Origin of the sequence: Novosphingobium mathurense (assembly GCF_900168325.1) — a bacterium.
GTDB lineage: Bacteria > Pseudomonadota > Alphaproteobacteria > Sphingomonadales > Sphingomonadaceae > Novosphingobium > Novosphingobium mathurense.
In genome coordinates, this window is the sequence record NZ_FVZE01000003.1 from 457,999 (window position 1) to 473,792 (window position 15,794).

General features: G+C 59.5%; 10 protein-coding genes. 5 read left to right on the top strand and 5 right to left on the bottom strand.

The window, feature by feature from the left end; genetic code table 11:
• The first annotated feature begins 75 nt into the window (after positions 1 to 75).
• On the top strand, positions 76 to 996 hold the full coding sequence (locus tag B5483_RS13085) for a LysR family transcriptional regulator (RefSeq protein WP_079730651.1): 921 nt from the start codon (positions 76 to 78) through the stop codon (positions 994 to 996).
• Positions 997 to 1,186: 190 nt separating this feature from the next.
• On the opposite strand, the gene B5483_RS13090 is transcribed toward B5483_RS13085, so the two are convergent.
• From B5483_RS13090 to B5483_RS13100, 3 genes are all read right to left on the bottom strand, one after another.
• Complete coding sequence (locus B5483_RS13090) at positions 1,187 to 2,683, bottom strand: sulfatase family protein (RefSeq protein WP_079730652.1); 1,497 nt, start codon at positions 2,681 to 2,683, stop codon at positions 1,187 to 1,189.
• A gap of 208 nt (positions 2,684 to 2,891) precedes the next feature.
• Entirely contained in the window at positions 2,892 to 4,364 is a 1,473-nt protein-coding gene (locus tag B5483_RS13095) for a sulfatase family protein (protein ID WP_245829152.1), read from the bottom strand.
• 58 nt (positions 4,365 to 4,422) lie between these two features.
• Positions 4,423 to 5,787: an MFS transporter gene (locus tag B5483_RS13100; protein ID WP_079730654.1), complete on the bottom strand. Its 1,365-nt coding sequence runs from the start codon at positions 5,785 to 5,787 to the stop codon at positions 4,423 to 4,425.
• Between the two features lie 258 nt (positions 5,788 to 6,045).
• Between B5483_RS13100 and B5483_RS13105 the strand changes: the two genes are divergently transcribed.
• On the top strand, positions 6,046 to 7,059 hold the full coding sequence (locus tag B5483_RS13105; protein WP_255352315.1) for a LacI family DNA-binding transcriptional regulator: 1,014 nt from the start codon (positions 6,046 to 6,048) through the stop codon (positions 7,057 to 7,059).
• Positions 7,060 to 7,144: 85 nt separating this feature from the next.
• Here B5483_RS13105 and B5483_RS13110 read toward each other — a convergent pair whose 3' ends face one another.
• On the bottom strand, positions 7,145 to 8,863 hold the full coding sequence (locus B5483_RS13110; RefSeq protein WP_079730655.1) for a glycoside hydrolase family 3 protein: 1,719 nt from the start codon (positions 8,861 to 8,863) through the stop codon (positions 7,145 to 7,147).
• Positions 8,863 to 11,157 (bottom strand): TonB-dependent receptor, encoded by a 2,295-nt coding sequence (locus B5483_RS13115; protein ID WP_176168038.1) that lies wholly within the window; start codon positions 11,155 to 11,157, stop codon positions 8,863 to 8,865. Before B5483_RS13115 ends, B5483_RS13110 begins: the two co-directional genes overlap by 1 nt.
• Before the next feature lie 432 nt (positions 11,158 to 11,589).
• Between B5483_RS13115 and B5483_RS13120 the strand changes: the two genes are divergently transcribed.
• The 3 genes from B5483_RS13120 (at position 11,590) to B5483_RS13130 (ending at position 15,783) form a co-directional block, all read left to right on the top strand.
• The gene (locus tag B5483_RS13120; protein WP_079730657.1) at positions 11,590 to 11,916 is read left to right on the top strand and encodes a TraR/DksA family transcriptional regulator; all 327 of its coding nucleotides are present in this window, start codon (positions 11,590 to 11,592) and stop codon (positions 11,914 to 11,916) included.
• Between the two features lie 313 nt (positions 11,917 to 12,229).
• Positions 12,230 to 13,186 (top strand): alpha/beta hydrolase, encoded by a 957-nt coding sequence (locus B5483_RS13125; RefSeq protein ID WP_139383998.1) that lies wholly within the window; start codon positions 12,230 to 12,232, stop codon positions 13,184 to 13,186.
• Positions 13,187 to 13,296: 110 nt separating this feature from the next.
• Entirely contained in the window at positions 13,297 to 15,783 is a 2,487-nt protein-coding gene (locus B5483_RS13130) for a glycoside hydrolase family 9 protein (protein WP_079730658.1), read from the top strand.
• The last annotated feature ends 11 nt before the right edge of the window (positions 15,784 to 15,794 follow it).

The window sequence follows — 15,794 nt, forward strand, 5'->3', positions numbered from 1 at the left end:
CAGGCCGATCAGTCTATTGATTGCATCGCATCATTCAATTAATTATATTGTCATATTCAATTAAGGTTGAAATTAATGCTATCGAGTGATGACCTCCTCTTCTTCGGAACCATCACAGCGTCTGCATCTCTGGCAGATGCGGCGCGCCAGCTGAACGTCTCGCCGCCGGCGGTCACCCAGAGGCTCAAGGCAATCGAACAGCGTATCGGCGTGCGGTTGATCGATAGATCCATGCGGGGACTTGTCCTGACGGACGAGGGCGAGCTTGTTGCTGCCGAAGGCGCCGCCATTATCGATGCGATCGAGCGGCTGGACGATCGACTGGAGAGAAGATCCACATCCGTCCGGGGAAAGCTGCGGATTGCGGCGCCCTATGGTTTCGGCCGGGACTACGTTGGGCCCGTAGTCGGTGAATTCGCCCGGCTGCATCCTGAAGCCACCGTGACCCTGGAGCTGTCGGACCATCCGGCGACGCTATCGTCGGACAGCTGGGATCTGGTCATTCACATCGGTGCACTGAATACGGTTGGCCGAATTGTCACGACCTTGGCTCCCAATCACCGCATCGCCTGCGCGTCGCCTTCCTATATCGCGGAGCATCCTTCCATCATCGAGCCGGACGACTTGCAGCAGCATCGTTGCCTGGCCCTGCGAGAGAACAACGAGGACGTCACGCTCTGGCGCTTTACAAAGGCGAAATGCGATCCGGCGACGGTTCGCATCAAGCCCGTCATGGCAACGAACGACGGTGCCGTCATGCGCAACTGGGCGTTGGCTGGACTGGGCGTTATTGTCCGGTCCGAGTGGGACCTTGCAGGTGATATTGCGGCGGGACGGCTGGTGCGTATCCTGCCCGATTGGCAGTGCCCCGATGCAGATGTCGTGGCGCTGCTTGGGGCCCGGCATGGCAGGTCCCGACGAGCGACGGTATTTCTGGAATTGATGCGGGCATCGCTGCATCCGGTGCCATGGCGAGAAGCCGGGCGAGGCACCTGATTGCGATTGTATCTGCAGGATTTTAGACCCTTCGCGAACGCCCTGCGTTCACGGTCAGCCGCGCGATTGAGCAGACGCTTGCCGGGGCTGGCAGCCAATCTTCTTGCAGCAAGCCCTGCCAGTATATCGCAGACGGTATGCCCCTGATCGAATTTATCGTTTCTTTTCAATTATCCTTTTGCGCGTCACCTCAATCGTCGCGGCGCAATCGATAACGTTCGGGGTTCTGCGCGACTTCTGCGGCTTGGCCAGCCAGCATCCGACGGTAGTTTTCGAGTTGAGGGTCCCCTGTTCGGATCATTTCGTCGAGCATGAGCTTCTTCATGCGCACGACACGGTCCTTGTGTTCGGGCGCATCGATTAGGTTGTGGCGCTGGCCGGGATCGTTCCTGAGGTCGTAAAGTGCCATGGGATAGCCCTCGGTGTACTGTGCCGTCCGGCGTGCCATCGCAGGATCGTTCTTCGCCCGCTCCACCATAGCCGGCCAGGTCAGGCCGAACATGGATTCGGCGCGGAACTTCGTCTTTCCGCCATCCGCCCAAGGCGTCACGAGAAAGGCCCAGCGTCGATCCTGCAAGGTCCGCATCGGATAATGCATCCCGTTCGATACGTAGTCGACGAAGGACGTCACGAATTGACGATCGAGGCTTGGACCGCCCTGCAGCATCGGTACCCATGAATCCCCATCGATGCCTTCAGGCGGCGCCTGGCCAAGCAGGTCGCACAAGGTTGGCAGAATATCGAGGTTGGTGGTGAGGTTGTCGAACCGGCGCGGTGTTCCCATGCCCGGATAGTTCAATATGACGGGTGTGCGAATGCCGTGATCGTAGCAGGTCGCCTTGGCAAAAGGCATTGGCATGCCGTGGTCGGCAACGAACAGGACGATCGTGTTTGCCGCCTCGCCACTTGCATCCAGTGCATCCAGGATGTGCCCTACCGCAATGTCCAGACGTTGGGCGGAATTCCAGTACTGGGCGTGTTCCTCGCGCACGTCCGGCAGGTCGTCGAGATTGGGTGGAATTTCTACATCGTTCGCACCGAGCTCTCGCGGTATCTTGAAGGGACCCTGGTTGTTGTTGTCCATCGCGAGACCGACCGGGCTGCCATAGAATGGCCGGTGCGGATCGTTGATGTTGCAGTTCACGAAGAACGGCTTCATCTGCGCCTGCGCCTCGGTGATGGCCAAAGACAGGAACGCGGCGTGGATCAGCGGGTGCCGGTCCTTTCCTTCCGCGCTGCTACGCCAGGGAAAGGACGAAGCGGGTTGCATGTGCCCGATCTTGTGGCTTGCAGCGCAATAATACTGTGCCGCATCCAGAACGCTGCACAAAGTCGGCGTGCCTTCGAACATCGGAAAGAATCCGTTGCCGCCATTGCGGTGCGGCAACTTGCCGCTCATAATCGCCTGGCGCGAGGGCATGCAGATCGGTGCAACGGTGCGCACCTGCTCGAAGACGTGGCTGCGTGCCGCCAGCTTGTCGAGATTTGGGGTCAGTCCTTTGCGACCGGTCATGAACCCGAGCGCGGACCAGTCCACATCGTCGGACGTGATCAGCAGCAGATTCGGTGCGCCGCGCCGATCGACGGGTTTACGGTAGCTGCTGGCCCGCGCTCCGATTGGCATGAGCGCCATGGCCATTCCTGCTGCGCCCGCCTTGAGCACATCGCGTTTGCGAAATCCTGGCACTTAATTCGTTCCTCTGTCCCAAAGCCGCATCACCGCACATGGACTTTTCGGCCTAGCGCATTCCGGATGAACGCATGCCGTTCTCCAGATACCATAGTGTAGCGCTAAATTGCTATTGGTATCGCTCCGGCCTGTCAAGGTCAGGGCGGAGAGACTATCGTGCGCGTGCAAATCGGTCACACGCACTGCCGGAAGGCGATCTGACCGGTCAGTAGACGAATTCCGTCTTCCGGCCGATAACCTCAACCTCCCTTGTTGAATGCACGGGCCACATGGGTTCGGGCAAGGCGGCGTCGAACGTGTTCAGTTCACGGGTCAGCTTCGTAGTTACCTCCGGTAGCTCGGCGGACAGGTCGGTTCGCTCCCAAGGATCGGCTTCGATGTCGTAGAGCCTCGTCTGCTTCCAGTCGAGCGAGCGCCACAACTTGTAGCGGCCATGCCGAAGTGCCTGGACCGGCCTTTGATCCCAGACGAAGGAGCGTTGCGTGGGGGCAGTGCCGGAGAGGGTATCCAGCAGATCAACCCCATCGAGTTCTTTCGGCAGCGGCTTGTTGGGTGACACGGCCTCGAGAACCGTTGGTACGATGTCGAGCGAACTGACCGGTGCCGCGATATGCTGTCCGGGCGCGATATGACCGGGCCAGGCAGCCATGAACGGCACGCGCATTCCGCCTTCGAGATAGGTGAACTTCCCACCGCCCCAGGGATGGGTCTGCGTGCAATAACCGAATTGGACTGGACACCCGTTGTCGCTGAGGAAGACGATCAGCGTGTCGTCGCGCAGACCCTTGTCGTCGAGTGCCTTGAGGATCTGGCCTATACCCGCGTCAAGCGCGTCGATCATCGCGACATAAGTGCGCCGTGCAGGATCGCTGATCTCGGAATGGCGATCGTAATATGAACGGGGCACCTGCAATGGCCAGTGCGGCGCATTATAGGCAACGTAAAGGAAAAAAGGATCCTCACCTTCAGCCTTGCGACCGATAAAGTCGACAGCGTGTTCGGTGATGTCCTCGGTAAGATATTTATGCGGATGGGCGACTGGGGCCATCTCCGGCCCTTCGTACAACTGTTGCGCGCCTTCACGTTTATCGGGCTGATACTTGTCGAAGGCCGTAGGCGTGGTGACGATGCCCGGTGTATCGGGCGTCGCGTAAATGCTCTCGCCAGCAAGGAAGCCGAAAAACTCGTCGAACCCACGACGGGTGGGATAGAACTCCGGGGTGCTTCCCTGGTGCCACTTGCCGAAGGCTGCGGTATCGTAACCCAGCGGCTTCAACCTTTCGGCCAAAGTCGGCACATCGAGGGGGAGCCCCGCGCCCTTGTTGACCGCTCCGCGCTCTGTGATGTTGTACATGAATCCGAATGTCGCCGGGACGCGGCCGCTGAGCAGTCCGGCGCGACTGACCGAGCAGATGGAAGCCGTCACGTAACCAGCAGAGAATGTTGCGCCCGCCGCGCCGATCGAGTCGATGTTGGGCGTCTGTATCGTGCTGGCTCCGTTTGCCGAAACGTCTGTCCATGCAAGGTCGTCCACAAGTATGACGACGACGTTCGGACGCGTTCTGGTTTGCCTTTCAGCGGGTGACGGTTGCGAGTGTGGCTGTGCTGCCGTCGCTGAGGTCGGACCCAGCGTTGTGCCTGCAAGCAAGGCTGCCAGGCCAATCTTCAATGCGCGCATGGAATTCATCTCCGAGGTCACGTCTATTGTGGTTGAGGCAGGAGCCCGCACGAACCCGTCAGGCAAGTTCGACCTTGGATTGTTCTGCGCGCGCAGCGCGCAATCCCGACATGCCGATGAGAAGAAGAACAAGAGCCATCGGCGATGCGAACGCGCAGACGAGCGAGATCGATTCGCCTACGCGGCCGGGATCGGCGAAGATGTAATCGGTCACCAAGGCTACGGCCGTAGGCCCGAGCGTCGAGCCGATCAGGTTGATCGCGAGCATGTAGATGACCGATACCTGCGCCCGCATTCCGTTTGGCGTAAGCTCCTGAAGGGCTGCAAGGCCGCCGCCGAAATTGAACCCGGCGAAGAAATTCATCGCGCCGATCCCGGCCAGTGCAAGGCTCGCCGTCGGCATGAGCGGAAAGCCGATTGTCAGCGGAATGAGTACGGAAAAGCCCAGCACGGCCGCTAGCAGGTTACCGTTGGCAAAGCCGCGGCGCTGCAGCCAACTGGCACAGAATCCACCGCTGAGAGCGCCCGTGGTGCCGCAGAAGAAAACCATCCACCCATAGGACGCGCCGATTTCCGAGATCGACATGCCGTAGCTGCGTTCAAGAAATGCCGGGATCCAGGCACCGGTACCATTGCCGACGAAGATCATCAGCGAGAAGCCGACAATAATGCCGAAATAGGCCCGTGCGTGGTGCCCGAGTTGAGCGAGTATCTCGCCCAGACTGGCGTGGGTGACCGGTTTGCCGATGGAATTGCCACGGCGACGAGGCTCGCGCACGAGGAACATTGCGAGGGAAAGCAGCGCACCCGGCAGGCCGAGCAGCAGGAAAATGATATGCCAACCTTTCATCGTACCGAGGATCGGCACGACAATGTCGCTGCCCGGAGGGACCTGTGCCGCAATCAGTCCGCCCAAAATGAGTGCGCCCGCGCCTCCGAAATAGACGCCCATGTTGTAGATTCCCATCGCGATCGCGAGCCGTTCTTTCGGAAAATAGTCGGCCAACATGGAATAAGCCGCCGGGCTGAGCCCGCCTTCGCCCGTGCCGACTGCCACGCGAGCCATGAATAACCCGGAATAGCTGCGCACAAGTCCGCAGGCGGCAGTCGCAAGGCTCCATACGAAGATCGAGACAGCGATGATGTTGCGTCGGTTGGAGCGGTCCGCCAGCCAAGCCACGGGTACTCCGACCAGGACATAGAAGATGGTGAAACTGAGCCCGTACAGAAGGCTCATGGCAGTGTCCGATGCGCCGAGGTCTTCCTTGATGGGCTGCACCAGCAGCGCGAGAGCCTGACGGTCGACGAATGCCAACGTGTAAGCCGCCATCAGCAGGAACGCGGCCGTCCACGCTTGCCGTGCCGGCGGCCAGCCTTCCGCGTCTTGGGCTTGCGGGCCGGTCAGGGAAGAAGTGGCGTCCATCAAGTTCTCTCCATCGCTGGATCCTTTATAACGGATCCATGCCTGTTCGTTCTGAGCCGGTCTGCCAGCGTGGAAGAGGCTCAGGTATGCCGAAAGCTCAGACTACACGCATCGATATTGTGTAGCGCTAAATCGCTATCCGTGCCGAGGGGGCTTGTCAATCATCGAAAGGCCAACTTATGGTCGATGTGCATGACGACAGAGACAACAGATCCCCCGGTAGGCCGCACCCGCAAGAGGGCAACCAAAGGCGCGACGATGGCAGCGGTAGCACGCCGTGCGGGGGTTTCCGCAATGACGGTTTCCAACGTCATCAACAACAAGGCGAGCGTGCAGCCCGCCACGCGCGAGGCTGTACTCAAGGCCATTGCAGAGCTTGACTATCGTCCCAACGCGGCTGCGCGTGCTCTGGCCAGTGCCAGTACGCTGCGGATTGGACTGCTCCACAGGGACGAAGACAGCGCGCTGCTCAGCGCCATGCTCGTAGGCTCGCTCAAGGCTGCGTCGCGTATCGGCGTGCAATTGGTCATCCAGACCTACGATCCGGAAACAGCGCTCGACGACATTCTGGAATTTGCCGAGTCCGGCCTTGACGGATTGCTCCTCCCGCCTCCTCTATGCGAACAGTTCAGTGACAGTGGACTGATTGCAAGAATCAACATCCCCGTGGTAGCGATGGCGCCGGGCATGTCCCTTCCCGATATGGCCTGCGTACGGATCGACGACGAAGCGGCAGCCTTTGCTCTCACATCCCGCCTCATTTCGCATGGCCATAGTCGGATTGCCTTTGTCCTGCTGCCCGGAACGCACGTGGGAAAAGCGCGCCTTGAAGGGTATCGCCGGGCCTTGCGCGAACACGGCATCGCCGCAGATCCCGATCTTATCTGGCAAGCGCGGCCGATTTTTTCCGAAGGATTGGTCCTTGCCGAGGAAAAGCTGGGCGGCGCAGGAGATACAGCTGAGCCTGAAGCGTTCACGGCCATCATGGCCGGCAACGACGATATGGCTGCGGCCTTCGTCAATGTCGCACTTCGGCAAGGCAAGCGGATTCCAGAAGACCTCTCGATCACTGGGTTTGACGACAGTCCGATTGCAATCAAGATCTGGCCGACTTTGACAACCGTGCGCCAACCGCTTGCCGAAATCGCAGAACAAGCCACGGAAATTCTTATTAATATCCTTCGTAACCCCTCGACTTACCGGGCTTTGCCACGCTTCGTCGATTTCAAGCTGATTGAACGCGCCTCGGTCGCTGACGTCATGACGGGATAAGAAAAAAAAGAGCGGCGACGGATCGAAGCCGTCGCCGCTCGAAAGAACCCGTGCGGGAGGAGAAATCTACACGGATTCCGGGTGGTCAGTATCGGGTCTGCTCAAGACCGCAGAAAGGGTCGACCGGTGATACGCCGGTAAACGCAGCCTCGCCGACAAGGCGCTCAACTACGCCCGTCTGAACGCTGTCGAGGCTGCTATAGCCGTTTACGTAGGTCGCGATCTCAGGAGCGTCGTACAGATAATAGGGCTGCCCGAGCGATATCATCAGTGTCGGTATCTCGGTATTGAAACGAAGCATCGCGCGACGCGAGCCGCCATGAAGCTTGATCCAGTCGATGTGGATCTGCGCGATGGCGGGCGTCGCCTCCTGCCCGATCAGATAGATCAGAAGATCTGTATCATCGCGTGTCGGAGGCACCTCGCTGTCAAATATCCGCACTTCGAAGCCGCGTTCGCGCAAGCCTTCAATGAAGGCTGCGCTGCTGCGGGGAAGTGCGCCGGAGACGAAGTTCCATCCCTCTTCGACCACGACCGCAATGCGCCGGTGGCGGGCAGGATCGATTGGAAGCAGCTCTTGCGTATCCTTTACCAGGGTAATGGCCTGAGCATTGGTCGCGTTGACTTGCGCCATGTTTTCAGGCTGGCGCAGAATTTTGCGTGCGTCATCCAGCGGCGGCAGCAAATCGGAGGGCTCCCGGCGATGCAGGCCAAGTCGGGCCTTGAGCGAGAGAACTTTATCGACCGCTGCCTCCAGACGCTCTTCACTGAGCAGTCCTTGCCGCAGTCCATCCAGCATAAGCCGTTTGTCGCCCGCGGCGTCGCGGCTGAACAGGAAGACATCGCAACCGTTTTCGATCACGGCAGGCACGACTTCAGCACGTTCGCACCAGGCATTGAGTCCGCCCATGGCTGTGGCGTCGGATACGATCAGGCCACGAAAGCCAAGCTCGCCGCGCAGGAAATCGAGGTTCAGGGTGCGGGATAGGGATGCCGGTTTGAAGGCCTCGCGCCCAGCATTGCCGTCTCGGGCCCGGATATATTCCGGAAGGGCGATGTGTGCGCTCATCACGGCCATAACGCCAGCGTTGATCATGTTTCGGTAGATGCGCCCGAAACTGGCATCCCAATCGGCCATGGCGAGGGTATTGACCGTCGGTACGAGATGCTGGTCGCGATCGTCGATACCGTCGCCCGGCCAGTGCTTGGCGGTTGCCGCGATGCCCTGCGCCTGCAATTCTTCGATCAGGACCAATGCCTGGCCAATGATTGCGTCCACGTTCGAGCCGTAGGAGCGGGTGCCGACCACGGGATTGCGGAAATTGACGTTGACGTCGACAACCGGCGAGAAGGTCCAGTTGAACCCCATCGCCCGGCTTTCCAGCGCAATTATGCTTGCGATCCTGCGTGATTGCTCAAGGTCGTTCGCCGCCGCGAGGCCCATCTGGTTGGGCACCGGGCATGCATAGAAGTGGCTCAGGGATCCACCTTCGATATCCCCGCTGATCAGTGGCGGGATTGCCGAGCGCTCGAACGCCGCGCGCGTTGCAGCCCAGGCCCTTTCGAGATCGTGGCCGGGGAAGCGGTGAATACCGCCTACACCGAGCGCGCAGTGGCGATCGATCTCATCAATGTCATCGTTGGTTGAGCTCAGAACGAAAAGTTGGCCCACTTTGTCCTCGGTCGACAGCTCGGCAAGCCGAGCATCGACCCAGGCCCGATCAGCGGGAGACAGCGCGAGCGGATCGACGCTGCCCCCCTGCTCGGAGTTGGGACCTTTCACGTGAACGGTCTCGCGATCCATCAGAAGCTGAACGAACCGCGCACACCCCAGTAACGATCGGCGTCACGCAATACCTGCTGATAGACGCGGCCACCGTTGAAACTGGAGGAAAAGATGTTCCCGGTGAAGTTCTTGTCGAACAGGTTTCGCACGAAGAACGCGAGCGAATACTTGCCGTCCTTGTCTTCCAGGCCGAGCTCTGCATTCACCACGGCGAACCCGTCCTGAATGGTCACGGGATTCTGGTCGAGCTGGTATTGCACCCGGGTCTGATAGGTCATGTTGGACTGCACGTAAGTGTCGAAAGGCAAACTGTCGCCCATCGGAACGTACTGCTTGACGAAGGCGGTCATGCGGAAGTCGGGCGCGTTGGGAAGGTCCCCACCGGACAGGTCCTGCGCATTGTTGACACAACCCTGATCAGCTGTCTGACCGAAGTAGCACGGGCCGTCAGTGTAGTTGTCGATCCGCGCGTCCATGAACGTACCGCCCAGCGAGATCGTGGTGAGGCTGGTGGGGCGCAGGTTGAATTCCAGTTCGATGCCCTTGGTGGAAATCGATCCGGCATTCAGCAGGTAGAACGAGATGTCGCCCGGCAGCTGCGCCTGCGCCTGGAAATTCCGGTACTTGGTATAGAACAGAGCACCGTTCACCGAGACTTTGCGATCCGCACTCTCGATCTTCATGCCCAATTCGAATGCGTTGGACGTCTCGGCGTCGACCGGCTTGTAGGTATCCTGAGATGCGAAGATCAGGTTGAAACCCTTGCCCTTGTAGCCACGAGCATAGCTTGCATAAACATTGCCCAGGCCCGCGACGTCGTGACGTACGCCAACCTTGCCGACAACGCGTGTGTCATTGGTCGAGCCGTTGAAATCTGCTGCCGTGCCGGCTGCTCCGGCCAGTGCGAGGTCCCCGGGGACAAGTACGTTGGTCGGATCGCGGAAGACCGTCCAGTCAAGCTTCTCGTGGAGCAGGCGCACGCCGCCAAAAAGCTGCATCTTGTCAGTCAGGTCGATATTCGTGCTGGCAAATGCCGCAATGTTCGAATTGGTCGTGCTGCCCATGAACTGGCCGCTGCGCGATGCTGCGGTGGCTACCGTGCGACGCATGAAACCGGTGTCGGCATCCAGCTTGAATGCAAATGCGCCGAGCAGGACGTCAAAGCCGCCAAGGTCGCCCGAGACGAGGCGCAGTTCCTGGGAATATTGCTTGAGCTGGGTATTGCCGGTGTTGACATCCCAGAGCGTGACGCCGGGGACCGGCGTGGTCAGCGGGGTGTAGTCGGTATCGCCGCGGCCCCGGAAGTTCCACTTGCGGAAGGCCGTGATCGAGACCAGCTGGAAATCGTCATTCAGTTGATATTCGACTTTGCCCGATACGCCCCATTGCTTGCTGGTGTTGGTATTGTCGGCGTTGAGATTGACTTCACGCAGGTCTGCTGAAGGCACGAGCGGGGCAAGTGCATTGGCGTAGGCCTGCGTGTTGACTGAACGCAGCGTCGGTACTGTGTCGTCACGACCGTTGCTATAATCGCCGATAAGTGTGACCGTCAGATCCGAGCTGGGCTCGAACCTGAGCTTGGCGCGCCCGCCCCAGTTGCGATAGCCGCTCAACCAGCGATCGCCTATGCCCGAGACATTGCGAATGAAGCCATCGTAATCCTTGTAGAATCCGCTGATCCGATAACCTGCGTTTTCACCGATCGGGCCGGAAATCGATCCGCGTGCCTGCCACTCGCCGCCCTCGGCGTAGCTTCCATCGAAGTGACCGGTCAGTGAGTTGCTGGGAGCTTCAGTCGTGACGGAAATCAGACCGGCAGAGGAGTTCTTCCCGAAAAGCGTCGACTGCGGCCCGCGCAGGACTTCCACACGCTGCACATCGACAAGATCCTGAAAACCCTGGCCTGAACGTGCGAGCGGCACATCGTCGATGACGACGGAAACGGCGGGCTCGGTCGCAGCCGAGAAGACGGTGGTGCCGATGCCGCGGATCGAAAGCGAGCTGTTCGACGCGTTGCTTCCCTTCGTGAAGGTCAGCGAAGGAGCGACGTTGGTGATGGATTCGACGCCACCTGCACCGACTGCGTCGAGCTGGCTGCCGGAGACGACCGAGACTGCAATCGGAACATCCTGCAGGGTCTGTTCGCGAAGGCCTGCAGTGACGATAATTTCCGCAGGCGCGGCCTGCCCGTCGATATCGCTTGCGGTTGCGGAGACATCCTGTGCGGCTGCAGCACTACCAAACGATAGCGCGATAACGAGTGCGCCCATGGAAACGGCAATGCGATTGGCTGGCGAGTAAGCCCTTGTCATACAACTCTCCCTGCTCGAACAGCCTCTATCTGAAGCTGCCATTGATAATGTAGCGCTACATCAAATCGGGCGATTGATGCCTGCGATGCGAATCTCTGTGGCAGCGATTGCTAAATGTAGCGCTAAATGTCAATAGGAACTTCGACGACGGGGCGTCGATGGCACATGGAGCCATGCTCGGCAGCGGTGATCCGCTGGATGACGTCCACTCTTGTGCCGTTTTAGAATTATCATCCTGCGAGGCAGCTTCATTGGTGACGAGTCTGGTGACACGTTTGACGTGGCGCAATGTCACTCGATGCTTCTGGTGCCAGATTTCGCAAATTGCGAAGTATCGTTCGGGTTCAGGAACCCAAACAGCCGATCGCAAGGCAAGAGAACTCTCGGGCTGGTATTGGGGGTTCAATTAGACGGTCGAGAGGGAGAAAAGGTATGGCTGACATCGATACGGCGAAACGGAAGCTTGAGGCGCGACTTGTCGAGTTGAACGCCAGGATGAAGCATCTGCAGGACGATCTGTCCGAACCGCTCGATCCCGACTTCGCTGAGGCTGCTGTTGAACGGGAAGACGATGCCTCGCTTGAAGGTCAGGCTTCATTGGTCAGCAGGGAACTGGGTTCGGTGAACCGAGCACTCGATCGTATTGCGGATGGCACTTACGGTCTGTGCGTGAAGTGTGGCGGGCAGATCTCGTCCGACCGTTTGATGGCAAGGCCCGAAGCTGCCCTTTGCATCGATTGTGCGAAGCAGGCGAGCTAGGCCCATCTGGCAGAACGTTCGCAAGCCATGATAGCGTTATTCACATGCGATCCTTTTTAGACCCCGGCGTATTGTCCTGATCCTTCGCTTCTGCGTGCAGGAAAGCGCGAGGGCTGATTGTCGATTTTGGCTAAACTCGAGATGATCCTGGCCAATATCGGCCTATGACGTAACTCATAGTGCCTCCAGTTCAGTCCGGCTGATCCCTCTTCAGCCCCATTTCGCTCGTTTGACGTTAGTGCATTGCCTTCTGGTAGCGCTACCTTTAGCGTGGCAAAAAATAACCCGTGGGAGAGCGCTAATGATTCGCCTGATGCGCATGACATCGAACCTGACTTTGACGCGGCCAATCCTGGCACCGCTTGCGGCTTGCGGGCTTGCTGCCGGCTTTGCCGTTGCAGCACCGGCACTGGCACAATCCGACAAGATGGTTTCCATCGCGACGCCCGCACAAGGCGACGCCATAAAGCTTGGTACTGGCGAACTGCCCGGGGCAACGGCGCGGGAATCGTGGCACAGCCAGTACAACAGCGTCTTTGCGCGCAACGTCACCGAAGCTACGCTCACACCTTTCCTGCCCGATCCTGCCAAGGCGACCGGCACGGCGGTCATCGTTGCCCCAGGAGGGGGGTTTCGCACGCTGTCGATGGAGAATGAAGGCTGGGACGTGGCTCGCGCTCTTGCGGCGAAAGGCGTTGCGGCATTCGTCCTGAAATATCGGCTAAACCAGACGCCGCCCAGACTCGCTGATTTCGAACGTTCGTCTGCTGACATGACCGCCCCGCGGGGTCCGGCGCCTCGGCCAGACCTGGAAGCCATGATGGCCAACCTCGGAACGCAGATAGCAGATGCACGCGCCGCCTTTGCCCTTGTGCGCAAGCGCTCCGAAGAATGGCATGTAGATCCCGATCGTATCGGCATGGTCGGCTTTTCCGCCGGCGCCATGTTGACCATGGCCACGACCCTGGCCGGGCAGGATGCGAAGCCGGCCTTTATCGGAAACATCTATGGGCCGCTTGCTCCTGCAACAGTCCCGGCCGATGCACCCCCATTGTTCGTGGCCCTTGCCGCCGATGATCCGCTGTTCGGGAATAGCGGTTTCGGACTGATCGAAAGCTGGCGGGCAGCCAGGCGTCCGGTCGAGTTCCACCTTTTCGAACAGGGCGGGCACGGCTTCGGCATGTACCAGAAGCCGACGACCAGCACTGGCTGGTTCGATGAATTCGCCCGCTGGATGGGAATGCACGGCCTTCTGAAGCCGAGCCACTAAGCCAGCCTGACTTTCTGTTGCCAATGCGCGGCGGTGCCGTGCCGATCGAGAGTCGCTTGGCGACTCTCGGCTTGATCAATTGTGCCTGAGATTTTCCAGAGGAGATTGGGATGAAGAGGATTGTAAGTGCCTTGTTGGCCTCCGCGACGATTATGGTCAGTCCGATCGCGACCCATGGTCAGGCGCTGACGGTTACGCCTGCCCAAACTCTCGAGGCGCAAGGAATAACGGTCATCGTCGATCAGAACCAGTTCAGTCCGATCTTCTTCGATGAAAAGAATGCGGGCATCCAGATCGTCCTGCATGGCGAGCGGATCGCTACGGACGGCGCGGTGCGGCTTGATGCAACCCCGGAGCAATGGGCCCCGGTGCCTGCCTTCCTCGGCAGGACTATGGGCACATCGCCCAACCAGGTTCTCGTGCGCTCGGAATACAAGGACGTGAACCTCAGTTACAGCGTCAAGGTTACGGCCGAAGGCGAAGGCTTTCGGATTGCCGTCGATCTCGACAAACCCCTGCCGCCAGGCCTGGCGGGCAAGGCTGGCTTCAATCTGGATTTTCTGCCCACCGCCTATTTCGGCAAGACCTTCATGATGGGGCAAGCGCCGGGTCTTTTCCCGCGCCATCCGACCGGTCCGATGGCCAAGGATGGGTCAGGCGATCCTCTGCCGCTTGCAGAAGGTGCCAACGCGATCACGCTGTCACCGGAAGACCCGATGACGCGGGTGTCGATCACTTCGGATACGGCACCGCTGAAGCTCTACGATGCCCGCAACCGAGCCCAGAACGGCTGGTTCGTGGTGCGTTCGCTGATACCGGCGGGGGCCAAGGAGAATGCGATTGTCTGGCATGTCCGGCCGAATGTTGTGAAGGGCTGGGTGCGCCAGCCGGTCGTCTCCTTCAACCAGGCTGGCTATACCCCCGGTCGGCCCAAGGTCGCGTTGATCGAGCTCGATCCCAATTTCAAGGCTCCGGCAGAGGCCGAACTGGTCAAGCTGTCACCCGATGGCAGCCAAGTGCCGGTGCTGCGTGCCAGAACGCAATCGCGCGGTCGCTGGATGCGCTATAACTACGCATCCTTCGATTTTTCCAGCGTTCGTGAGCCGGGGATCTACGCGATCTCCTATGCCGGTCAGACGACAAATCCATTCCGCATTTCCGCCGATGCTTACGATCGCATCTGGCAGACTTCGCTAGATACATTCCTTGCCGAGCAGATGGATCATGTCGGTATTCGAGAGCAGTATCGCGTGTGGTCATCCCCCTCGCATCTTGACGATGCACGGCAGGCCCCGCCGAACATCGTGCATTTCGATGGCTACAAGATGGGAGCCGATCTGGATTCCCCGTTCAAGGCAGGAGAACATATTCCCGGCCTTGCGGTGGGCGGATGGCAGGATGCCGGTGACTACGACATCCAGACACCCCAGAACGCATCTGTGGTTCGTGATCTGGTCTGGGCACGCGAACTTTTCGGACTCGACTGGGACGAGACGAGCGTCGACGAAAAGGCGCGTGCGGTTGAGATCCGCAAGCCGGATGGCATTGAGGATTCCATCCAGCAGATCCGTCATGGAACCTTGCAGTTGCTCGCGCAGTACAAGGTGTTCGGACACGCCATCGTAGGCATCATCGATCCGACGCTGCGGCAATATGCGCATCTCGGCGATGCCGGATCGCAAACTGACGGCCTTGTCTACGATGCAAGTCTGCAACCGACCGAGAGAAAGGGTGCCGCATCTGGGGCACAGGACGATCGCTGGGCTTTCACGACCGACTTGCCGGCCAACAACCTGATTGTCGCCGCTGCCTTGGCCGGTTCCAGTCGGGCGCTATCCGACAGCGATCCGGCAATGGCGGGCGAGGCACTCGCGGCAGCCAAGGCCCTGTGGGCCAAGCAGCAAACCGGAGATATCAAGCCGGGTGATGGGCGCGACGATTCATCCTCGCCTCGATCGGCGCAAGTCGCCAATGTCGCGGCCACGGTAGAGCTACTGATCACGACCAAGGGAGAAAAGGTCTATGCAGACCGGCTTCGGCAGCTGCTGCCCGTTATTCAGCAGAGCTTCGATTGGATCGGTGACGCAGCCGTTCGCGCGATTCCCTTCATGGATGCCGGCTACCGCAAGCAATTGGTGCCGTCAGTGCGCAAGATGAAAGCCAAGGTCGATGCCGATCTGGCGAAAAATCCCTTCGGTGTGCCGATCAGCGAAGGGTCGTGGGCCGGTTCCAATCAGGTCGTCAGCTTCGGTACAACGATGTATCTGCTGCATGAGCAGTTCCCAGAGATTGTCGGAACCGACTATACGCTTGCTGCAATCGACTATGTACTGGGTCGGCACCCTGCCAATAATCTGTCGCTCGTCTCAACTGTCGGCACCGCGTCAAAGCTGATCGGCTACGGGCATAATCGCGCGGACTACAGCTTTATCCCCGGCGGACTCGTACCCGGCGTGCTCGTTGTAAAACCTGACTTTCCGGAAGCGAAGACCGATTGGCCGTTCCTCTGGTTCGAAAACGAATACACGGTCAGCACAACTTCCGCCTATATTCTAGCCGCGCGGGCCGCCATGGCTGCGGCCGCGGAGGCCAAGTGACCACGTCGGAA

What these genes read in the sequence shown, in the direction of transcription:
- B5483_RS13120 (WP_079730657.1), top strand. Translation starts at nt 11,590, where the DNA reads ATGGCTGACATCGATACGGCGAAACGGAAGCTTGAGGCGCGACTTGTC.
- B5483_RS13125 (WP_139383998.1), top strand. Translation starts at nt 12,230, where the DNA reads ATGCGCATGACATCGAACCTGACTTTGACGCGGCCAATCCTGGCACCG.
- B5483_RS13105 (WP_255352315.1), top strand. Translation starts at nt 6,046, where the DNA reads ATGGCAGCGGTAGCACGCCGTGCGGGGGTTTCCGCAATGACGGTTTCC.
- B5483_RS13110 (WP_079730655.1), bottom strand. Translation starts at nt 8,863, where the DNA reads ATGGATCGCGAGACCGTTCACGTGAAAGGTCCCAACTCCGAGCAGGGG.
- B5483_RS13115 (WP_176168038.1), bottom strand. Translation starts at nt 11,157, where the DNA reads ATGACAAGGGCTTACTCGCCAGCCAATCGCATTGCCGTTTCCATGGGC.
- B5483_RS13100 (WP_079730654.1), bottom strand. Translation starts at nt 5,787, where the DNA reads ATGGACGCCACTTCTTCCCTGACCGGCCCGCAAGCCCAAGACGCGGAA.
- B5483_RS13095 (WP_245829152.1), bottom strand. Translation starts at nt 4,364, where the DNA reads ATGCGCGCATTGAAGATTGGCCTGGCAGCCTTGCTTGCAGGCACAACG.
- B5483_RS13085 (WP_079730651.1), top strand. Translation starts at nt 76, where the DNA reads ATGCTATCGAGTGATGACCTCCTCTTCTTCGGAACCATCACAGCGTCT.
- B5483_RS13130 (WP_079730658.1), top strand. Translation starts at nt 13,297, where the DNA reads ATGAAGAGGATTGTAAGTGCCTTGTTGGCCTCCGCGACGATTATGGTC.